The 18876-nt window shown below is 74.3% G+C and carries 20 protein-coding genes and 1 pseudogene; 14 read left to right on the forward strand and 7 right to left on the reverse strand.

Features of this window, described 5'->3' with window-relative positions; all coding sequences use genetic code 11:
• Nucleotides 1-83: 83 nt before the first annotated feature.
• Entirely contained in the window at nucleotides 84-794 is a 711-nt protein-coding gene (locus ACWDVG_RS23530) for a beta-glucanase (RefSeq protein ID WP_451701477.1), read from the forward strand.
• Nucleotides 795-915: 121 nt separating this feature from the next.
• Here the strand turns inward: ACWDVG_RS23530 and ACWDVG_RS23535 are convergent, their stop codons facing one another.
• Nucleotides 916-1491: an HPP family protein gene (locus tag ACWDVG_RS23535; protein ID WP_451701479.1), complete on the reverse strand. Its 576-nt coding sequence runs from the start codon at nucleotides 1489-1491 to the stop codon at nucleotides 916-918.
• Nucleotides 1492-1719: 228 nt separating this feature from the next.
• Here ACWDVG_RS23535 and thpR point away from each other — a divergent pair, with 228 nt between their 5' ends.
• Nucleotides 1720-2322: an RNA 2',3'-cyclic phosphodiesterase gene (thpR, locus tag ACWDVG_RS23540; protein ID WP_451701481.1), complete on the forward strand. Its 603-nt coding sequence runs from the start codon at nucleotides 1720-1722 to the stop codon at nucleotides 2320-2322.
• On the opposite strand, the gene ACWDVG_RS23545 is transcribed toward thpR, so the two are convergent.
• The gene (locus ACWDVG_RS23545; RefSeq protein ID WP_451701483.1) at nucleotides 2300-2605 is read right to left on the reverse strand and encodes a hypothetical protein; all 306 of its coding nucleotides are present in this window, start codon (nucleotides 2603-2605) and stop codon (nucleotides 2300-2302) included. The two genes, thpR and ACWDVG_RS23545, sit on opposite strands and share 23 nt — an antisense overlap.
• A gap of 531 nt (nucleotides 2606-3136) precedes the next feature.
• A complete protein-coding gene (locus tag ACWDVG_RS23550; protein ID WP_451701485.1) occupies nucleotides 3137-3352 on the reverse strand; it encodes a hypothetical protein in 216 nt (71 codons plus the stop codon).
• Nucleotides 3353-3469: 117 nt separating this feature from the next.
• On the opposite strand from ACWDVG_RS23550, the gene ACWDVG_RS23555 reads away from it, so the two are divergent.
• The 6 genes from ACWDVG_RS23555 (at nucleotide 3470) to ACWDVG_RS23580 (ending at nucleotide 9207) form a co-directional block, all read left to right on the forward strand.
• Nucleotides 3470-3925, forward strand: coding sequence for a VOC family protein (locus ACWDVG_RS23555; protein WP_451701487.1), 456 nt, complete (start codon nucleotides 3470-3472; stop codon nucleotides 3923-3925).
• A gap of 181 nt (nucleotides 3926-4106) precedes the next feature.
• Complete coding sequence (locus ACWDVG_RS23560) at nucleotides 4107-4661, forward strand: hypothetical protein (RefSeq protein WP_451701489.1); 555 nt, start codon at nucleotides 4107-4109, stop codon at nucleotides 4659-4661.
• A gap of 165 nt (nucleotides 4662-4826) precedes the next feature.
• Nucleotides 4827-6530 carry a ribosomal protection-like ABC-F family protein gene (gene abc-f / locus ACWDVG_RS23565; protein WP_451701491.1) on the forward strand — a complete coding sequence of 568 codons (1704 nt, stop codon included), beginning with the start codon at nucleotides 4827-4829 and terminating at the stop codon, nucleotides 6528-6530.
• A 93-nt stretch (nucleotides 6531-6623) separates the two neighbouring features.
• Nucleotides 6624-7823, forward strand: a complete 1200-nt coding sequence (locus ACWDVG_RS23570) for an MFS transporter (protein ID WP_451701493.1) — start codon at nucleotides 6624-6626, stop codon at nucleotides 7821-7823.
• Nucleotides 7824-7948: 125 nt separating this feature from the next.
• Nucleotides 7949-8659 (forward strand): helix-turn-helix transcriptional regulator, encoded by a 711-nt coding sequence (locus ACWDVG_RS23575; protein ID WP_451701496.1) that lies wholly within the window; start codon nucleotides 7949-7951, stop codon nucleotides 8657-8659.
• Between the two features lie 32 nt (nucleotides 8660-8691).
• The gene (locus ACWDVG_RS23580; RefSeq protein WP_451701499.1) at nucleotides 8692-9207 is read left to right on the forward strand and encodes a DUF3291 domain-containing protein; all 516 of its coding nucleotides are present in this window, start codon (nucleotides 8692-8694) and stop codon (nucleotides 9205-9207) included.
• On the opposite strand, the pseudogene ACWDVG_RS23585 reads toward ACWDVG_RS23580, so the two are convergent.
• Nucleotides 9158-9898, reverse strand: a pseudogene (locus tag ACWDVG_RS23585) (MFS transporter); the annotation flags it as partial. The gene ACWDVG_RS23580 and the pseudogene ACWDVG_RS23585 sit on opposite strands and share 50 nt — an antisense overlap.
• Between ACWDVG_RS23585 and ACWDVG_RS23590 the strand changes: the two are divergent.
• Both ACWDVG_RS23590 and ACWDVG_RS23595 read left to right on the forward strand, forming a co-directional pair.
• Complete coding sequence (locus tag ACWDVG_RS23590; RefSeq protein WP_451701501.1) at nucleotides 9868-10596, forward strand: AraC family transcriptional regulator; 729 nt, start codon at nucleotides 9868-9870, stop codon at nucleotides 10594-10596. The pseudogene ACWDVG_RS23585 and the gene ACWDVG_RS23590 sit on opposite strands and share 31 nt — an antisense overlap.
• Before the next feature lie 47 nt (nucleotides 10597-10643).
• Complete coding sequence (locus ACWDVG_RS23595; protein WP_451701504.1) at nucleotides 10644-11150, forward strand: hypothetical protein; 507 nt, start codon at nucleotides 10644-10646, stop codon at nucleotides 11148-11150.
• Here the strand turns inward: ACWDVG_RS23595 and ACWDVG_RS23600 are convergent.
• Nucleotides 11147-11929 (reverse strand): TioE family transcriptional regulator, encoded by a 783-nt coding sequence (locus ACWDVG_RS23600; RefSeq protein ID WP_451701506.1) that lies wholly within the window; start codon nucleotides 11927-11929, stop codon nucleotides 11147-11149. The two genes, ACWDVG_RS23595 and ACWDVG_RS23600, sit on opposite strands and share 4 nt — an antisense overlap.
• Before the next feature lie 58 nt (nucleotides 11930-11987).
• On the opposite strand from ACWDVG_RS23600, the gene ACWDVG_RS23605 reads away from it, so the two are divergent.
• Nucleotides 11988-13295 (forward strand): erythromycin esterase family protein, encoded by a 1308-nt coding sequence (locus tag ACWDVG_RS23605; RefSeq protein ID WP_451701509.1) that lies wholly within the window; start codon nucleotides 11988-11990, stop codon nucleotides 13293-13295.
• Here ACWDVG_RS23605 and ACWDVG_RS23610 read toward each other — a convergent pair.
• Nucleotides 13289-14275, reverse strand: a complete 987-nt coding sequence (locus ACWDVG_RS23610; protein WP_451701511.1) for a helix-turn-helix domain-containing protein — start codon at nucleotides 14273-14275, stop codon at nucleotides 13289-13291. The two genes, ACWDVG_RS23605 and ACWDVG_RS23610, sit on opposite strands and share 7 nt — an antisense overlap.
• A gap of 116 nt (nucleotides 14276-14391) precedes the next feature.
• On the opposite strand from ACWDVG_RS23610, the gene ACWDVG_RS23615 reads away from it, so the two are divergent.
• The 3 genes from ACWDVG_RS23615 to ACWDVG_RS23625 all read left to right on the forward strand — a co-directional run bounded on the left by ACWDVG_RS23615 (nucleotide 14392) and on the right by ACWDVG_RS23625 (nucleotide 18264).
• A complete protein-coding gene (locus ACWDVG_RS23615; protein WP_451701513.1) occupies nucleotides 14392-15543 on the forward strand; it encodes a saccharopine dehydrogenase NADP-binding domain-containing protein in 1152 nt (383 codons plus the stop codon).
• Nucleotides 15544-15557: 14 nt separating this feature from the next.
• A complete protein-coding gene (locus ACWDVG_RS23620; RefSeq protein ID WP_451701515.1) occupies nucleotides 15558-15962 on the forward strand; it encodes a class I SAM-dependent methyltransferase in 405 nt (134 codons plus the stop codon).
• 223 nt (nucleotides 15963-16185) lie between these two features.
• Entirely contained in the window at nucleotides 16186-18264 is a 2079-nt protein-coding gene (locus tag ACWDVG_RS23625) for a calcium-binding protein (protein ID WP_451701517.1), read from the forward strand.
• 77 nt (nucleotides 18265-18341) lie between these two features.
• On the opposite strand, the gene ACWDVG_RS23630 is transcribed toward ACWDVG_RS23625, so the two are convergent.
• Nucleotides 18342-18863 (reverse strand): SMI1/KNR4 family protein, encoded by a 522-nt coding sequence (locus tag ACWDVG_RS23630; RefSeq protein WP_451701519.1) that lies wholly within the window; start codon nucleotides 18861-18863, stop codon nucleotides 18342-18344.
• Nucleotides 18864-18876: the final 13 nt, after the last annotated feature.

Consider the following 18876-nt stretch of genomic DNA (forward strand, 5'->3'; position numbering starts at 1 on the left):
CCTCCGTACCGCTGCGCCGCAGCGCACAGCACCGCCGTGCCGAGCACCGCCGTACCGCAGCATCGCACCGATCGGAGCCGCTCATGCCGAGCCCGGCCGCCCTCACCCCCGTCTTCACCGCAGACTTCGCCTCCACCGAGCAGTGGGTCGCCGGCCGTTCGTGGGCCTATCCCGACGGCGGGCCGGTCAACCCCGGTGACAACAAGCTGGACCACCTGGTGGCCGATCCCCACTACAGCCGCACCGGAGTCTTCCGCGCCACGCGGCGCCCGGACGGCCTGTGGGACGCGGGACTCCTGACGACGGAGGGCAGCCCCGAGGCGTTCCAACTGCGCGCCGGTGACGTCCTGGAGGCGACCGTCCGGCTCCCCGAGGAGACCGGGGCGTGGCCGGCCATCTGGACCTGGCGCGACGGGGGCCAGGAGGTCGACGTCTTCGAGTACCACCCCGACAACCCCGACCTGCTGGAACTCTCCAACCGGGTGCGCGGCCGCCACCGCTACCACCGCGACCCCGCCATCCGGCCGGGTGGCCGCGTCCGGCTGCGTACGGAGTTCGGCGCACGGTCCGTGGTGTGGTGGGTGGACGACGTCGAGGTCTTCTCCGACGGCAGGGGAGTGGGCCGATCCTGGCACGCCTACCTGATCGTCAACCTCTCCGTCTGCGCGGGCCGTTACCACCCCGCCCCCGACGCCGACGCGACCGAGATGTCCTACGAGGTGACCGACCTGCGGGTGCTCCGCCCGCGCAGGGGCGGGACTCCGGGGGTCACCGACCTGCCGGGGAGCGGCTGACGGCGCGTCACCGAGAGGCCGGGGAGTGGCTGAACGCGCGTCACTGTCCTGCCGGGGAGCGGCTGACGGCGCGTCACCGACCTGCCGGAGAGCGCCGCCCGGACGCGTTCCCCCGCGGCCCCTACCACCAGTACGCGGGATAGCGCGGCGCCCCGCGCCGCACCCGCGAGGCGGCGTACCCGGTCAGGACGAGGAGGACGGACGCCCCGAGCAGCAGCGGTACGAACCGGGCGGGTGCGGGCTGCTGCAGCACCACGACCACCGCCGTGGCGCACGCGGGGGCGTGCGGTGTACGGGCCGCCAGGGTGAGCGCGAGGGTGACCCCGGCGGCCACCGCCCCGGCCCACGCGCTGCTCCCGGCGCAGGCGAGCACCAGGAAGCCGACGGCACTGCCCACCAGATGGCCGACGATCACGCTGCGCGGCTGCGCCAGAGGAAGGCCCGGGGCGCTGTGCACGAGCGCGGCGCTCGCCGCCAGCGGCGGTATCAGGACGGGCTCGTGAATCAGCGCCCCTATCCCCACGAGCCCCAGCAGCACGGCCATCACCCCGCTCGTGCTGTGCAGCGCCGCCAGCGGACCCGGCCGCGCGGGAGGCCGGGGCCCCGTCGCCGCCGTCGTGGCCGTCGGCGGGGCCGCCGTCGGGGGCGTCGTGGGGCGGACGGTATCGGGCAGCGGAGCGGCGGTGTCGGCAGGCATGTGCGGGGTTTCCAGGGCAGGCGGCGGTGGTGCCGGGAAGAACGGGAGGGGGAGCGGACGACGGGGTCGCCACTCCGTGTGGCCCGCTGTGGTCGACAGGCGGCCGGCTCCGCGCGCGCGGTGATGCGGCGGGCGCGAACGTCCACCAGCTTATACAGAACGTTGAAACCGCACGTCACCGGGGCCCGGTGTGCCGCCCCGGGCGCCGACAGGGTAATGAAGTCCCTCATGACGGAACAGACCCGGGACACGACGACCGTGCGCGCGTTCATCGCCCTCGCCCCGCCCGACGACGCCAAGGACGAACTCGCCCGGCGGCTGACCCCGGCGTACGAGGCGTACCCCCGCATGCGGTGGAACCGCATCGAGGACTGGCACATCACCCTGGCGTTCCTGGGCGAGCTCCCGGCCGAGGCCGTGCCGGTCCTGCGGCAGCCCCTCGCCGAGCTGGCGGCCGCCCGCGCACCGCTCCACCTCGCGCTGTCCGGCGGCGGCCACTTCGACGAGCGGGTGCTGTGGAGCGGCATCACGGGCGACCTCGAAGGCCTGCACGCCCTCGCCACCGACGTGCGCGCCCTCGTCGTGGGGTGCGGCATCCCCTTCGAGGGCCGCCCGCTGCGCCCGCACCTGACGCTGGCCCGCGCACGCCGCGGCGACGAGCCCCACGTGGTGGAGGCCGCCGCCGCCCTCGCCGACTTCACCGGCCGCGACTGGCCGACCGCGCGCCTGCACCTCGTCGCCAGCGACTACGGCCGCGGCCCGGGCCCGATCCGCTACCGCGACATCGCCTCGTGGCCCTTCGGGCGGCTCACTCGCCCGAGCCCGGCATGATCGCCGCGAGACCCTTGCCGAGGTCCTCCCGGTTCATGACCGGCGTGTAGGTGATCTTCGCTCCGAGCTGGAGGAAGAACGGCTCCGAGAGCTTCGGCATCGTCGACGAGTCGGTCATGTCGAAGAAGAGGAAGGCCGTCCGGCAGCCGTCCTCGGAGGTGAAGTACGCGGCCTCGGGACGCATCTCCGCCAGTGCGGTCTCCATGATCTTCGACAGCGTGCCCTGCCTGATGGCCTCGTTGGAGGCCTCGGTGTTCATCTGGACCTTCATCATCATGCGCATGACGCGGCCTTTCCCGGCCGGGCAGGCGATCCCGTCGGGTACGCACTCGACGCCCGGACGCGCTCCCCTCCAGCGTCCCGCTGCCCCCGGGGCGCGACCACCTGGGGGGCGCGACCAGCCGGGGCGCCGGTACCGGGACGGACCGGCCGGGGCGGCGGTACCGGCGCGCCGGACGCGGCCGGGGCAGCGCCCCCCGTCAGCCCGCCCACCGTCCGGAGCAGAAGGCGACCGCGAGGACGACGGAGAGCGGCGCCGACACGCAGAGCCAGGCCGTCCACAGCCGCGGTCTGCGCAGCTGTGGAGGAGGCGATGCCGATCCACAGCGGCCACCACAGCAGCGTGGCGCGGGGGACCGACATGTACCAGTACGACGTCCCCAGGGCCCAGAGGCTGAGCGTGACGTAACAGGCCTCCGGCCAGCGCCGCGCGCGGACGAGGACCACCACGGTGAGCACGCCGACGGCCATGGCGACGAGCTCCGCCTGCCACAGCAGCGCGGGCTGCGGGGGCCGCCCGACTGCGCGGGCCGCCTCAGGCCGCCTCGTACTCGTGGGCCCGGCCGCCCCGCCACTCCACCCACGCCGGGTCGTCGAGAAGGTCCTCCGCGTCCGGCAGCCCGGCGCGCCGCAGGAACTCGACGACGTCCGCGTCGCGGTGCGCCAGGCCGAGGATGCCGCCCCGGCGGGCGGTGACACGCCGGCCGCCGGTGGGGGAGGGCGGGTGGACGACGATCGGAGCGGTACTCATCTCTCCAGGGTGCCTCCGATCGCCCCCGACCGCGCCAGGCCCACCCGATCCGGCCCCGCAGCCCACGCGTCGCGTGGCCGTGGCCGTGGCCGTGGCCCGGCGAGTACCGTGAAGCGCATGGAGCAACGGATCACCCTGGTCACGCTGGGAGTGTCGGACCTCGCTCGCGCCAAGCGCTTCTACGAGGCGCTGGGTTGGCGGGGCCAGGAAGTCGAGGAGACGGTCTTCTTCCAGGCGGGCGGCCTCGGGCTCGTCCTGTGGGACCGCGAGAAGCTCGCACGGGACTGCGGCCTGGAGCCGGGGACGCCGTCGGGCGGGACCGGTGGGGCCGGCGGATTCGGCGGGATCGCCCTGGCTCACAACGTACGCTCCGAGGCCGAGGTCGACGCCCTGCTCGCCGCGGTGGAGCGGGCCGGCGGAACCGTCACCAAACCCGCGGCGGTCAACGCCGTCGGCTTCTACTCCAGCGCCTTCACCGACCCGGACGGCCACGCCTGGGAGATCGCGCACAATCCCGGAATCCCCCTGGCCGACGACGGCTCGATCACCCTGCCGGACTTCGGCAGCCTGTAGCGGCACGGCGGGGACCCGCAGGAGACCTCCGGGTCCCCGCCGAGGTGAGTGAGTGCGCACCCGCCAGATGAGTAGGCGTACTCACGCGCCCCGGACGGCTTGATCACAGACTGGGCGCATGAGACGAACTCCGCGCCCCACAAGCCCCGTTGTCCGCCCCGCCCGCCGCCCCCTGTACACGATGGCCGCCACCGCTGTCGCCGCTCTGGCGCTCGCCGCCTGCGGCACCGAGCGGTCGAGCGTCGCGGAACCGCCGGCCGGTACCGCCGCGACGCCCGGCTACGGGCAGATCATGGAGATGGTGGAGCAGTCGTGCCCCCCGAGCGCCCCACCGGAGCCCGTGCCGACGGGGCCGTCGCGGCCGCTGCCGCCCGGCGCCGTCGAGGTTCCGCCGGACGTCGAGCCGATCGCCCCCACCGCCGGGCCGGAAGTGGAGCTGAACGCACGTGACTGGTGTGCGAGCAACCTCCACGAGGAGCGCATCGCCCAGGCGTTGTGGAACCTGGCCGACCCCACGCCCGAAAAGGTCAGGGGGATCCTGCACGACCTCGGCTACGCCGACGAGAAGATCCACGACCTCAGGCAGTCGGGCCCCGCCACCCGGTTCTTCCTCGACCTGCGCGACAAGGGCGGACGGCTCTGTCTGACGGGCACGGCGGCCGGCGAGGAGACCACCGTGGACAAGTGCGTGACCCCGGCCTCCGGCCCGTTCACACCGGAGCAGCGGAACCTCTGACCATGGCCCCCTGCGAGCCGCCGGGCACGGGTGCGTCGCACCGAGACGGACCGTCTTGCTACAGTCGACGTATGGCTTTCCTCTTCTTCGTCTGAGTCCGGGCGCGGCCGTCGCCGCCGCACACGCCGCCGCCCGTCGACTCTTCGTACCTCCAGGGGAAGCCCCATGCGCGCTCGCGCCCGCACCTCCGCACCCGCCGTCGCCCAGCTGACCGTCAAGGACGTCAGCAAGGCCTACGGCACCCGCGCCGTCCTCGACCGCGTCTCCTTCGCCGTACGCCCCGGTGAGAGGGCCGCCGTCATCGGCGAGAACGGCTCCGGCAAGTCCACCTTGCTCCGCCTCCTGGCCTCCGCAGAGGCCCCTGACTCCGGAGAGGTCACCGTCGCCTTTCCCGGCGGGACCGGTCACCTCGCCCAGACCCTCGACCTCGACCCCCGCGCCACCGTGCAGGACGCCGTCGACCGCGCGCTCGCCGACCTGCGCGCGCTGGAACGCCGTCTCCGCGAGGCGGAGCAGCACCTCGGCCGGGCGTCCGAGGACGAACTCGCCCTGTACGGAGAGCTGCTCACCGCGTACGAGAACCGGGGCGGGTACGAGGCGGACACGCGCGTCGACACGGCCCTGCACGGCCTCGGCCTCGGCCACGTCACCCGCGGCCGCCAGCTCGGCTCCCTCTCCGGCGGCGAGCAGTCGCGCCTCGCGCTCGCCTGCGTGCTCGCCGCGGCGCCGGAACTCCTGCTCCTCGACGAGCCGACGAACCACCTCGACGCCACCGCCGTCCGCTGGCTGGAGGACCACCTCCGGGCCCACCCGGGTACCGTCGTCGCCGTCACCCACGACCGCGGCTTCCTGGAGAACATCGCCACCACGATCCTGGAGGTCGACCGCGACAGCCGTACGGTCCGTCGCTACGGCGACGGGTGGACCGGCTACCGCACCGCGAAGGCCGCCGCCCGGCGCCGCGCCGAGCAGGAGCACGCGGAGTGGCTCCAGGAGGTGGCCCGCACGGAGGAGCTGGTCGGCGCCGCGGCGCAGCGGCTCACCACCACGGGCAAGGACCCGCGCCAGGGGTTCGGCAAGCACCGCCGCTCCCACGAGGCCAAGCTGGGCGGGCAGGTGCGTGCCGCCCGCGAGCGGCTCGCCCACCTGCGCCGCAACCCGGTCCCCGCGCCGCCGGAGCCGTTGCGCTTCACGACGGCGGCCCTGGCGTACGCGGCGTACGACCGTGACAACGGCAGCACCGACCACACCGCCGCCCCCGGCGGCCACCACCCTCACCCCCCGGCCGATCACCCGCTCGTCGAGCTCGACGGGGTCACCGTCGGGACGCGGCTGCGCCTCGACGACGCCCCGCTCCGGATCGCTCCGGGCCAACGGCTCCTCGTCACCGGAGAGAACGGCGCGGGCAAGACGACCCTCCTGCGCGTCCTGGCAGGGGACCTCGAACCGGACGCCGGTGCCGTGCGCCGCCCCGCACGGATCGGCTACCTCGCCCAGGAACTTCCCCCGCGCACCACCGGACTTCCGCTGCTCACCGCCTTCGCCGCGGGCCGTCCGGGCCACCCGGAGGAGCACGCCGCAGAGCTGCTGGCGCTCGGCCTCTTCCGTACGGACGACCTGGACGTTCCGGTCGCGGCGCTCTCCGCGGGGCAGCAACGCCGGCTCCAGATCGCCCGCCTGGTCACCCGGCCGGCCGATCTCCTCGTCCTCGACGAGCCGACGAACCACATCGCGCTCGACCTCGTCGAGGACCTGGAGGCTGCCCTCGCGGCGTACCCCGGCGCGGTGGTCGCGGTCTCGCACGACCGGGGTTTCCGCGCCAGGTTCCCGGGGGAACGCCTGGAACTCCACGGCGGCCGCAGGCGCTGACGCCCCGCACGGACGGCGGCGGGCGGACCCGATCGAGGCCCGCCCGCAGTTCGTACCACCGGGACGAGCCCCGCCGGGGTTACGGTCGGCGGCATGGATGGTGACCGTCAAGGCTGGCCCCGCTGTCTGCTCGCCGGATCCGTGTTCGTCGTGTGCATGGCCGGCACCACGCTGCCGACCCCCCTCTACCCCCTCTACCAGGAGAAGTTCGGGTTCTCCGAGCTGACGGTGACCGTCGTCTACGCCGTCTACGCCCTCGGTGTCATCGGCGTGCTGCTGCTCTCGGGCAACGCGTCGGACACCGTCGGCAGGCGGCCCGCGCTGCTCTGGGGCCTGGTCTTCTCCGGCGCGAGCGCCGTCTGCTTCCTCTCCGCCGACAGCATCGGATGGCTGTACGCGGGCCGGCTGCTGTCCGGCCTGTCCGCCGGGCTCTTCACCGGCGCCGCCACCGCCTACGTGATGGAACTGGCCCCGCGCGGAGGGGGCAGCCGCGCGACGTTCGTCGCCACCGCCGCCAACATGGGCGGCCTCGGCTGCGGCCCCCTGCTCGCCGGACTGCTCGCGGAGTACGCTCCCGAGCCGCTGCTGCTCCCGTTCGCCGTGCACCTCGCCCTGGTGGGCCTGTCGGCCGTCGTGCTCCTCCGCCTGCCCGAGACCGTGACCGACCGGGGCCCGCTGACGGCCGTGCGACCGCGGCTCCCCGCCCTGCCGCCCCCGGTGCGGGCGGTGTTCGTACCGGCGGCGATCGCCTCCTTCGTCGGCTTCGCCCTCTTCGGCGTGTTCACCTCCGTCAGCCCGGCGTTCCTCGCCCGCTTCCTGCACGTCGACAACCATGCGGTGAGCGGCCTGGTCGTCGCCCTCGCCTTCTTCGCCTCCACCGCCGGACAACTCGCCGTCGACCGCGTCGGAGTGGCCCGCTCGCTGGTCCTGGGCTGCGCCGTACTCTTCGTCGGCCTCACCCTCCTCGCCGCCGCCCTCGCCACCGACCTCCTCGTCCTCGTCGTCCTCTCCGCAGCCATCGGCGGCACGGGCCAGGGCCTCACCTTCCGGGCCGCGCTCTCCTCCGTCGCCGCGGCGGCCCCGGCCGACCGGCGCGCCGCGGTCATCTCGGCCCTGTTCGTGGTCGCGTACACGGGCATCTCGATCCCCGTGATCGGCGTCGGCCTGCTCGCCGGGCCCATCGGCCTCGAAGGCGCGGGGCTCGTCTTCATCGCCTGCATGCTGGTCCTGGTCGTCTCCGCGGCCGTCTACCTGCTGCGCCGACGACCGGCGGCGCGGGCGCGGCGCCCCTGACGACGGCCCCGACGCGCGCCCCCCCCCGCAGGCCCCACCCGTGCGACCTGGTCACACGCCCCATCCGGACGCCCTCCTCGCACGTGCCTTCTATCTCCCACGCCTGTTGTTCTTAGACTGGCCGGGTGGAAGACATCGAGACGATCGCGGTGCTGCAGGACCCGGTGCGCCGCCGCCTGTACGAGTACGTGGCGGCGCAGGGACGTGAGGTCGGCCGGAACGAGGCCGCCGAGGCGACCGGCATCGCCCGCACCCTCGCCGCGCACCACCTGGACAAGCTGACCGAAGCCGGACTGCTGGAGAGCGGCAGCCGCCGGCTCACCGGCCGCTCCGGACCGGGGGCCGGCCGCCCCGCCAAGGTCTACACGCGGGCGCGCGCCGAGTGGACGGTGTCGCTGCCCGGACGCGACTACCGCACCGCCGCCGAACTCCTGGCGGAGGCCGCCGAACAGGCCGGCCTCGACGCCGGGCTCCGCGAGGCCGCGCGCCGCAGGGGCGAGGCGCTCCGCGGCTCGGCGCCGCCCTGCCGGGACCTCGACGCGGCGATGGAGGTGCTGGCCGCCCGCGGCTACGAACCCCACCTGGAAGGAGCGGGGGAGGCCGTGGAGGAGGAGCGGAAGGGTGCCGTGACACAAGGAACCCCCGCCCCCGTCGTCCGCATGCGCAACTGCCCCTTCCACGCCGTCGCCGAACGCTTCCCGCCACTCGTCTGCGGCATGAACCTCGCGCTGCTCGAAGGGCTGCTCGGCACGGAAGGCCCCCTCCGGGCCCGTATGGACGCACGGCCCGGGCAGTGCTGCGTCGTGGTGGAGCCTTCTAAAAACAACAATGATTGACATAGAAAAGGGGTGCGTGCTGGGATGAGGTCATGACCGCATCCACGCACGCCGCCGACCCCACCCCGCCGCCCGCCTCCCCGGCCCCCCGGTTCCACCTCGCCCAACTCAACGTCGCCACGCTCCGGTACCCCCTCGACGACCCGCGCATCGCGCCCTTCGTCGAGCTGCTCGACCCGGTCAACGCCGCCGCGGACGAGGCGCCCGGCTTCGTCTGGCGACTCGTCGAGGAGGGCGCGCCCGACGCCACCGGACTGCGCCCGGCGGGCGAGGACGTCATCGTCAACATGTCGGTGTGGGAGACCCGGGAAGCCCTGTGGGACTTCGCCTACCGCAGCGGGCACCTCGAAGTGATGCGGCGGCGCCGCGAATGGTTCGAGCGGCACGTGGAGGCCCACCTGGTCCTCTGGTGGGTGCCCGCCGGGCACCTCCCGTCGGTCGGAGAGGCGATGGAGCGCCTGGCCGACCTGCGGACGAACGGCCCGTCCCCGCGCGCCTTCACCTTCGCCTCCGCCCATACGGCGGCCGAGGCCGCGGCAGTACGGTGACGGCCTCCGTTCGGGTCCGAGCGCCGCGCCCACCGGTCGCCGGCCCGGGCGCGGTGGGCTCGGGCAGGGCCCGGAAGAGGAGCCAGCTGAGGGCGGGCATGGCGATCAGGGGGGTGAGGGCGGTCCGGAGGCCGGTGGTGTCGGCGAGGTGACCGAGGAGGGGGCTGACGAGGCCGCCGACGCTGACGGTGAGGCCGAGGGTGACCCCGCTGGCCGTACCGACGCGGGAGGGCAGGTAGTCCTGGCCGAGGGTGACCTGGAGGGAGAAGGGGACGTACAGGCCGCAGGAGACGAGGGCCACGAAGAGGAACAGGGCCGGGCCGGGTGCGTAGACCACTCCGGTGACGGCGGCGACGGAGAGCAGATAGGCCCAGCGGGAGACGCGGACGCGGTCGTAGCGGCCGGCCAGCGACCCGCCCAGGAGCGAGCCGACGGCGCCGCCCAGGAACAGCAGGAACAGGGCGAGGGCCCCCGCGGTGGTGCTGCCCTGCATGCGCTGCTGGGCGTAGAGGGAGACGAAGGTGCTCAGGCCGGTGAAGACGACCGAGCGGCAGACGACGGCAAGGGACAGCGTGACGAACGAGCGCACGTCGTCGGCGCCGCGGGGCGCCCGCGTCCCGGCCGTACCGGTCTCGGGCCGGGCGAGCACGCGCAGGACGGGTGCGCACAGGGCGGCGCCGACGAGGGCGGGGCCTCGCGTCCGGCGGCGAGATCGACGCGCATCGCCACGACGACCACCAGATCGCCTACGCCAGCCGCGGCACCATCGCCGTGACCACCGACGCCGGTTCCTGGGTCGCCCCCGCCACCCGCGCGCTCTGGATCCCCGCGGGCACCGTCCACCAGCACCAGGCCCACGGCGAACTCGACCTCCACCTCGTCGGCCTGCCCACCACCGACAACCCCCTCGGCCTCGACCGACCCGCCGTCCTCGCCGTCAGCCCTCTCCTGCGCGAACTCGTCGTCGCCTACACCCGCGACCCCGCCAACGACCGCCCGTCCCATCTGCGCCTGCGAGCCGTCCTCCTCGACCAGCTCACCGTCTCCCCCGAGCAGCCCCTGCACCTGCCGATCCCCACCGACCCCCTCCTCCGCGAACTGCACGCCCTCCTGCGCGCCGACCCGGCCGACAACCGCCCCCTCGACGCCCTCGGACGCCAGATCGGCGCGAGCGCCCGCACCCTCTCCCGCCGCCTCCGCCACGACCTCGGCCTCACCTACCCCCAGTGGCGCACCCAGATCAGGCTCCACCACGCCCTGATCCTGCTGGCCGAGGACACCCCGGTCACCACGGTCGCCCACCACTGCGGCTGGTCCTCGGCGAGCACCTTCATCAACGTCTTCCGCCGCACCTTCGGCCATACCCCGGGCTCCCGCCCCCAGGGCTGACGGCGGACCCGCGAGGGCGGCGCGCGCGGCCCGGTGAGGGTGGGGCCATGTCAGAACCCTGCCGCCGGGACGGGGCCGGGGCGACGCACGTCGCGGCGTTCGCGTGCGCCGCCTGCGGCGCCGCGCTGACCGGGCCGCTGAGGCGCCTTCCGGCCGTACCCCCACCGCCGTACCACCCGTGGTGGGAGGCCGAGGAGATGGGCCCGTCTCCCGCGACCGTGCCGCTGGGCTGCTATGCCGTCGAGCCGGAGCCGTACGGCGCGCCCCTCGTCGTCGCCGACGCGCCCGGACCGGTCATGCCGCGGCACGGGACCAAGCACGACGCGCACGGGCAGTCGCTGGTGTCCCGGGGGCCGCGCGGCAACATCGTCATCAACCCGGACGACGCCCGCGGCCCGGAGCTGCGGCACGCCTCCGCGGCCTGCTGCGGAGCGACGCCGTACGGGGGCATGAACCAGGTCTGCGCCTGCGGAGCGCTGGTCGCGACCCTCTCCTCCGACTGCTGTCTGCCCTACGAACTCCACCTCTCGCGCCGCCACGTCCGCGCCGCCTAAGCGGATTCGGGAGCGGTCCGGCCCCCGCCCTCCCCGAACCGCCGCAGGTACGCGTCGAGTTCCGCCGCCCCGGCCAGCATCGCCCGTCCGCGGGCCGAGAGGCGGGCGTGCCAGTCGCGCAGGGTGGCTTCCAGCGGTTCGAGGCCGCCGGCCGTACGGACCTGGTCGAGTACGGGGGCGATCTCGTCGAGCAGGTAGCCGCCCCGCCTGAGCTGGTGGGTCAGCCGGGCGTCGCGCACGGCGGCCTCGTCGTACACCCGGTAACCGGTCCCCGGGTCGCGGTCCGGGCGCACGAGCCCGGCCCGCTCCCACTTCCGCAGCGTCGCGGGCCGGATGCCGAGCCCGCGTGCCAGCGGCCCGATGAAGGTGACACGCGGCGAAGACCCCCCAGCCGCACCCGCGTCCTCACCCGCGTGCGGGCCCTCGTCCGGTCCGAGGTCGCGCAGCGCGCTCTCGACGGCCCGGAGGGTGCGCCGGTCGTCGAGGAGTTGGGCGTGGCTCTCGTCGACCAGGCGCAACGCCTCATCGGCCGCGCCCTCGTTCACGGCCCGCATGATCGCGGTGGCGGTCCGGTGGCCGTGACCGGGGACCAGGGCGAGAAACGCGCGCAGGGACGCCGCGTGCAGGGAGGTGTAGGTCCGGTAGCCGTGCGGCGTGCGGTCGGCGGCCGGGAGGATGCCGGCCTCCTCGTAGTTCCGGATCGCCTGCGTCGACAGACCCTGCCCACGCGCCAGGTCGATCGGCCTCAGCCGATCCTCACTTTGAAGCTTTCGCACCATGCGGGCGACGCTATCGCGCAGAAGTCTCCACCGGAGGTTCAACGATAGCGTGGAAGGCATGGCTACCGACCTCAAGGACACCGCCGCCCGCGCCAGCGGAGCCGAAGCCGATGCCGAAGCCGCTGCCGATGTCCATGTCGACGTCGACGCCGACGCCGTCATGAGGCTGTTCCCGGAGCGGCCGCGGCTGCTCGCCCTGGGCGAACCCACCCACGGCGAGGACGCGCTGCTCGACCTCCGCAACGAACTCTTCCGGCAACTCGTCGAGCAGGAGGGCTACCGGACCATCGCCGTCGAGAGCGACTGCCTCAAGGGCCTGTTGGTGGACGACTACGTCACCTCCGGTACGAGCGCCCCGGGCGAAGCCGCTCCCACCCGCGCCCCGCACGACGAGACGGCTCTCGACACCGTCATGGAGCGCGGCTTCAGCCACGGTTGGGGCGCCTCCGCGGCCAACCGCGAGCTCGTGCGCTGGATGCGGGCCTACAACACCGGTCGTCCCGAGGCCGAACGGGTCCGCTTCGCCGGCTTCGACGGCCCGCTGGAGATCACGGGCGCCGAGAGCCCCCGGCAGGCGCTCACCGCGCTGCACCGCTCCCTCGCCACCTGGGTCGACGCCGACCTGCTCCCCTGCGGCGCGGACACCCTGGACGACCTGCTCGGCGCCGACGAGCGCTGGACCGAGCCCGCCGCCATGCGGGACCCGGCCCGGTCCGTGGGGCGGTCGGCGGAGGCACGCGAACTGCGCCTGCTCGCCGACGACCTGGTGGAACTCCTCGACGAACAGACGCCGCACCTCCTCGCCGCGACCTCGCGGGCGGAGTGGGAGCGGGCCCGCCTCCACGCCCGCACCGCCACCGGTCTGCTGCGCTACCACCACGCGATGGCTGACCCCTCGCCCGCCCGCCTCACGCGACTGGTCGCCGTCCGGGACCGGATGATGGCCGACAACCTCCTCGCCGTCGCCGATCGCGGCCCGGCGTTCGTCCACGCCCACAACTCCCACCTCCAGCGCGAGCGGAGCACCCTGCGCATGGGCGGGGAGCCGCTCCACTGGTGGAGCGCCGGGGCCCTGGTGAGCGCCCGGCTCGGTCCGGCGTACGGCTTCGTCGCCACGGCCCTCGGCACCATCCGGCACCGGGGCGTGGACACCCCGCCGCCGGCCACCCTGGAGGGAATCCTGTACGCGCTTCCCGACGACCGCCGCGTCATCGACGCCCCCCGGCTGGGCGCCGCCCTCGGCCCCACGCCTCCCGCGCCCCGCGTCTCCCCGTGGTTCGGCTACGCCCCGCTCGACCCGGCCCACCTGGCGTCCTGCGACGGCCTCGTGTTCCTCAAGGACCTGCCGGAGAGCCGGAGTCAGTGACGGGGCACGGGCGCGGACGCGGCTGCGGGCGCCGGTGCGGGCCGCGCGCTCCGGAACGTACGGCGGTACGCGTCCGGCGGCACGCCGATCGTACGGTTGAAGTGCCGCCGCAGCGTCGTCGCCGTGCCCATCCCCGTCGCCACCGCGATGGCGTCGACGCTCTCCCCGCTCACCTCCAGCAGCTCCTGGGCCCGCCGGATCCGTTGGGTCAGCAGCCACCGCAGCGGGGTCGTCCCCGTCACCGCCCGGAAGTGGCGGCCCAGATGGCGTGAACTCATGTGCGCCCGGCGGGCCAGGTCCTCCACGGTCAACGGCTGGTCGAGCCGCTCCAGCACCCACGGGAACAGGTCGGCGAGCGGGTGGTCGTCCTGCTCCGGCACCGGAGCGGTCACGAACTGCGCCTGGCCGCCCGCCCGGTGCGGCGGTACGACGAGGGTGCGGGCGAGCCGGTTGGCGACGGCCGAGCCGTGGTCGAGCCGCACGAGGTGGAGGCAGAGGTCCATGGCGGCCGCCTTACCCGCCGACGTGAGCACGTCGCCGTCGTCCACGTACAGCACGTCCGGGTCGACCTCCACCCGCGGATGGCGGGCCGCCAGGACGGCGGTGTGCGCCCAGTGGGTGGTGGCGCGCCGCCCGTCGAGGAGGCCGGCGGCCGCGAGGACGAACGCGCCGGTGCACAGTGACACGACGCGCGCGCCCGCCTCGTGCGCCGCCCGCACGGCGTCGACGAGCTCCGCGGGCGGCGCCGCGTCGACGTCCGCCCAGCCGGGGACGACGACCGTGTCCGCGTACGGGAGCCGGTCGAGCCCGTACTCCGGCTCCAGCCGGAACCGGCCGACCCGTACGGGCGCGGGGCCGCACACCTCGACCTCGTACCAGGAGCCGACCTCCCGGGACAGGTCGGCCCCGAACACCTCGCAGGCGAGGGAGAGTTCGAAGTGGAGCATGCCGTCCGTGACGGCCAGCGCGAGCTTCGTCATGTCCGGAACTGTACGGGTGATGTCGTTCCGGACACTCACGTTCGTCGAAGTTCACCCGCCAAGATGTTCACGAATCAACAACAGCTCGCGGGTGAAGACAGACGAAGGAGACGTCCATGGAAACGGAACGCGCAACCGGCGGAGCGGCCGAGGTCGCGGTGTACGGGGCGTACGGCCACACCGGACGCTTCGTGGTGGCCGAACTGCTCGACCGGGGCTACGTCCCCGTCCTCACCGGGCGCGACGCGGACCGGCTGCGCGCCCTCGCCGCCTCCCACCCCGGCCTCGCCGTCCGCCCGGCGACCGTCGACGACCCCGACGCGCTCGACCGCGCGCTCGCCGGAACGGTCGCCGTCATCAACTGCGCGGGCCCCTTCGCCACCACCGCGGCGCCCCTCGTCGAGGCGGCGCTGCGCGCCCGGATCCCGTACGTCGACGTCGCCGCGGAGATCGAGGCGAACCTCGACACCTTCGCCCGCTTCGCGGACCGCGCCCGCGCCGCCCACACCGTGGTCCTCCCCGCCATGGCCTTCTACGGCGGCCTCGGCGACCTGCTCGTCACCGCGGCGATGGGCGACGACCGGACGAGCGCCGACGAGGCCCACATCGCCTACGGCCTCAACAGCTGGCACCCCACCGCCGGAACCCGCGCCGCCGGAGCCGTATCCCGGCAGCGTCGCGACGGCCGCCGCGTCCGCTACAGCGGCGGGCGGCTCGACTACCGCGACGACGCCCCGCCCGTGCTCGACTGGACGTTCCCCGAGCCGATGGGGGAGCGGGCCGTCATCGGGGAGTTCAGCATGGCCGACATCGTCACCGTCCCCAGCCACCTCGCCATTCCCGAGGTCCGCACCTACATGACCCTGGAAGCCGCCAAGGACCTGGCCGCGGAGGACACCCCGCCGCCCACCGCGGCCGACGACAGCGGACGCTCCGACCAGACCTTCGTCGTCGAAGCCGTCGTCCGCTGTGGAGCCGACGGAGCCGACGGAGCCGATGGAGTCGGCGGCGCCGACCGAGGAGCGGACCGCGCCGACCGAGGAGCAGGCCGCTCCGACGAACGGCGGGCCGTCGCCCGGGGTCGGGACATCTACGCCGTCTCCGCTCCGCTCGCCGTCGAAGCGGTCCACCGGATCCTCACCGGCCGGACCAGGACGACCGGCGTCGCCTCCGCCGGAGCCCTCTTCGACGCCCCCTCCTTCCTCCGCGCCCTCGCCCCGCACATCACCGTCGACCTCCCCCGGCAGCCGACGGAGCCGACCCCCTGACCTCACGTGAGGCGATGTCGGTGCCCTCGGCCGGACCGGTCGACGTCCTCGACGTCGGCTGCGGCACCGGATCGCTGTCCCTCCTCCTGGCCGAGCCCGGACACGCGGTCACCGGGGTCGACCTCGCCCCGGGCATGCCGGCACGCGCCCGCCCGAAGCTCGGGGCGCACGGCCTCCCCGCCACCTTCGTCACCGGCGACGCCATGGAACCGCCCACCGGCGACCACAGGTTCGGCGCCGTCGTCTCGCGCCACCTGATCCGGACGCTCCCCTGGAACGGCGGGGTCAGCGCCACGGAACTCGCCGCCGTGCTGCGCCCGCTCGTCACCGACCTCCGCGTGGAGCCCCTCGGCGACCGCCCCGAGCTCTGGGGAGGACCGGTGACCGACGAACGGTACGCCGTCGTCGCCGACGCCTGACGACCCGACGGCCGGTTGAACGGGGTGAAGGGGGTGAAGGGGGGAGCGGGTGAAGGCACCCTCCGGGCCTCACCCGCCACCGCGCCCCCCCGCACTCCTCCGCTGGGGTGGTTCCCGGGGGCCAGGAGGAGCGCAGTACGGCACGGCCGACACGCATCCTTCGCAGCGCGCGGCCAAGCTGTGCGCCGCCCCGTCCACCACGCAGCCGGAGGTTGGCACCCCCATGGCCCCCCTCACCCCACGACCGGCACGCCGCGGCCCCGCCCCCGGCCGAACCGGTGCCGCCGCCCCCGCGCCCCGCCGCCTCCGTACCCTCGTCCTCCCCTTCGCCCTGAGCCTCGCCCTGGCCGTCCCCGGGACGGCCGTCGCCGCCCCCGGCGACCTCGACCCGACGTTCGGAGGGGCGGACGGCCGCGTGGTCACCCCCGTCACCGGATACGCCGAAGGCCACGACATCGCCCGCCAGGGAGACGGCAAGCTCGTCGTGGTGGGCCTCAGCGAAGCCGGCTTCACCCTCGCCCGCTACCACCCGGACGGCAGCCTCGACCCCGCCTTCGGCGGCGACGGCATTGCCACCAGCGACTTCGGCGGCGGCAGCCACACCGCCAACGCGGTGGCGATCCAGCCCGCCGACGGCAAGATCGTCGTCGCGGGCACCACCGAGGTCATCGCCGAGGAAGGAGGCGGCTGCTGCTTCTTCTCCGTCGCCCGCTACCACCCCGACGGCACCCTCGACGCCACCTTCGGCGACAACGGCCTCGTCCGCGTAGACGAGTTCGGCGGCTCCGCCGACGGCGCCGACGTGGCCGTCCAGCCCGACGGCCGGATCGTCGCCGTCGGCAAGGGCGGCGGCGGAGGCTACGCCCTCGTCCGGCTCACCACCAACGGCTCCCTCGACCCGACTCTCGGCGGCGACGGCGCGGTCGTCGCCGGCTTCACCCCCACCTCACCGCAGGACGCGGGCGGCGTCGCCCGCGGCATGGCCCTCCAGCCCGACGGAAAGATCGTCTCCGTCGGGTACGTCGGCAACACCGCCTTCGACATCGGCCTCGCCCGCTACCACCCCGACGGCAGCCTGGACCCCACCTTCAGCGGCGACGGCACGACGACCGCCGACTTCGGAGGCACAGACTTCGGCAACGCCGTCGCCGTCCAGCCCGGCGGCCGGATCGTCGCCGCGGGCTCCGGCGGCCCGGGCTACGCGGTCCTCCGCTACCTCGCCGACGGCACCCCCGACGCCACCTTCGGCACCGCGGGCCGGGTCGCCGCCGCCTTCCCCGGCGACGGCGGCACCGCCCACGCCCTCGCCCTCCAGCCGAACGGCAAGATCGTCCTCGCCGGCCGCGCCGACGACCCCGACAGCCAGGAGGCCAACGACTTCGGAGTCGCCCGCCTCCACCCGAACGGCACGCCCGACACCACCTTCGGCGGCGACGGCCACGTCGTCACCGGCTTCGGCGACTTCGACGAAGCCCGCGGAGTCGTCCTCCAGCCCGACGGCACGATCGTGGCGGCCGGCTACGGAGCGGGCTTCGCCTTCGCCCTCGCCCGCTACCAGGGCGGCGACAACGGCACGCCCCCGCCCCCGCCGCCGAGCGCGAACCTCTCGGTCACCCACACCGGCACCACCACCGTGAGCATCGGCGACCGCGCCACGTACACCGTCCGGGTCACCAACTCCACGGCCTCCACCGCGTCCGCCACCGGCGTCACCCTCACCGACTCCCTCTCCGGAGCCGGCGTCACCGTGATCTCCGCCGCCCCCTCGCAAGGCAGTTGTACGACCACGGCAACGTCCGCCACCTGCGCCCTCGGCACCCTCGCCCCCGGTGCCGCCGCCATGATCACGGTCACGGCCGAACCCCGCGCCACCGGCACGACCACCGCCACCGCGACCGCCGGCGCCACCCAGCCGGACCCGAACACCGCCGACAACACCGCCACCGCCACCACCTCGGTCAACAACGCCCGCGGCTGCACCCTCATCGGCACCAGCGGCACCGACACCCTGACCGGCAGCTTCGGCAACGACGTCATCTGTGCCCTCGGCGGCGACGACACGGTCCGCGCGAGCTACGGCCACGACACCGTCCACGCCGGCTTCGGCAACGACAACGTCGACGGCAGCTACGGCGACGACGCCCTGAACGGCGGTCCGGGCAACGACGTCCTCGCCGGCGCGTACGGCAACGACCGCGTCACCACCACCGACGGCGTCTCCGCGAACGACACCGCCAACGGCGGCCTGGGCACCGACACCTGCACCACGGACCCGGGCGACACCCGCCTCGGCTGCCCCTGACCCGCTCCCAGCAGTGCCCCCCCAACGACAGGAGCCCCGCCACCAAGTGGCGGGGCTCCGTCGTGCTCACCCGTCGGTCACGGAAGGAACTCGTACGACGGTCCGTCAGGCGCGCGGTCGCGCGAGCACAGCGTCACGTCACGGCCCTGCAGATACGCCAGGAACCATTCGCCGAACGTCATCTCGTAGAGCGTCCACGCCGGACTGTCGAACTCCTGGACCACCACGCGCCAGGTGTCCTCGGCGTCGTCGGGGACACGGAGGAAGATCGCCTCGCCCGTCACGGCCGTCGCCACCGGCATGAGTTCGCCGGGCTTCGACCCCACCGGACTCGGCAGGAACTCCACCATGTCCTCTTCGCGCCAGAGTTCCAGATCCCGTTCGATCATCGTCCCGAGGTCGTGCAGGAGATGGCGAGCGGGATGCTTCAGGTACAGCTGGTTGTTGATCAGGACCGAGCCGTACGCGTCGACGATCTCGTGGAAGTCCGCGGGGAACTCGATGCCGAGCTCCCGCTCCAGTTCGATCCACGGAGCCGGGTCGGTCCAGTTGAACCGCGGTTCGCCCAGCACCGCGCGTATGTCGGAAAGCCTTGCCACAGTCTTGCCCCTT

Source organism: Streptomyces sp. NPDC003327 (assembly GCF_053589515.1).

Excerpts from the sequence above, each read along its gene's own strand:
- ACWDVG_RS23555 (WP_451701487.1), top strand. The coding sequence starts at position 3,470 with ATGGAGCAACGGATCACCCTGGTCACGCTGGGAGTGTCGGACCTCGCT.
- ACWDVG_RS23600 (WP_451701506.1), bottom strand. The coding sequence starts at position 11,929 with ATGGTGCGAAAGCTTCAAAGTGAGGATCGGCTGAGGCCGATCGACCTG.
- ACWDVG_RS23560 (WP_451701489.1), top strand. The coding sequence starts at position 4,107 with ATGGCCGCCACCGCTGTCGCCGCTCTGGCGCTCGCCGCCTGCGGCACC.
- ACWDVG_RS23610 (WP_451701511.1), bottom strand. The coding sequence starts at position 14,275 with ATGACGAAGCTCGCGCTGGCCGTCACGGACGGCATGCTCCACTTCGAA.
- abc-f (WP_451701491.1), top strand. The coding sequence starts at position 4,827 with ATGCGCGCTCGCGCCCGCACCTCCGCACCCGCCGTCGCCCAGCTGACC.
- ACWDVG_RS23545 (WP_451701483.1), bottom strand. The coding sequence starts at position 2,605 with ATGCGCATGATGATGAAGGTCCAGATGAACACCGAGGCCTCCAACGAG.
- ACWDVG_RS23605 (WP_451701509.1), top strand. The coding sequence starts at position 11,988 with ATGGCTACCGACCTCAAGGACACCGCCGCCCGCGCCAGCGGAGCCGAA.
- ACWDVG_RS23595 (WP_451701504.1), top strand. The coding sequence starts at position 10,644 with ATGTCAGAACCCTGCCGCCGGGACGGGGCCGGGGCGACGCACGTCGCG.
- ACWDVG_RS23615 (WP_451701513.1), top strand. The coding sequence starts at position 14,392 with ATGGAAACGGAACGCGCAACCGGCGGAGCGGCCGAGGTCGCGGTGTAC.
- thpR (WP_451701481.1), top strand. The coding sequence starts at position 1,720 with ATGACGGAACAGACCCGGGACACGACGACCGTGCGCGCGTTCATCGCC.
- ACWDVG_RS23580 (WP_451701499.1), top strand. The coding sequence starts at position 8,692 with ATGACCGCATCCACGCACGCCGCCGACCCCACCCCGCCGCCCGCCTCC.
- ACWDVG_RS23535 (WP_451701479.1), bottom strand. The coding sequence starts at position 1,491 with ATGCCTGCCGACACCGCCGCTCCGCTGCCCGATACCGTCCGCCCCACG.
- ACWDVG_RS23550 (WP_451701485.1), bottom strand. The coding sequence starts at position 3,352 with ATGAGTACCGCTCCGATCGTCGTCCACCCGCCCTCCCCCACCGGCGGC.
- ACWDVG_RS23625 (WP_451701517.1), top strand. The coding sequence starts at position 16,186 with ATGGCCCCCCTCACCCCACGACCGGCACGCCGCGGCCCCGCCCCCGGC.
- ACWDVG_RS23570 (WP_451701493.1), top strand. The coding sequence starts at position 6,624 with ATGGATGGTGACCGTCAAGGCTGGCCCCGCTGTCTGCTCGCCGGATCC.
- ACWDVG_RS23530 (WP_451701477.1), top strand. The coding sequence starts at position 84 with ATGCCGAGCCCGGCCGCCCTCACCCCCGTCTTCACCGCAGACTTCGCC.
- ACWDVG_RS23620 (WP_451701515.1), top strand. The coding sequence starts at position 15,558 with ATGTCGGTGCCCTCGGCCGGACCGGTCGACGTCCTCGACGTCGGCTGC.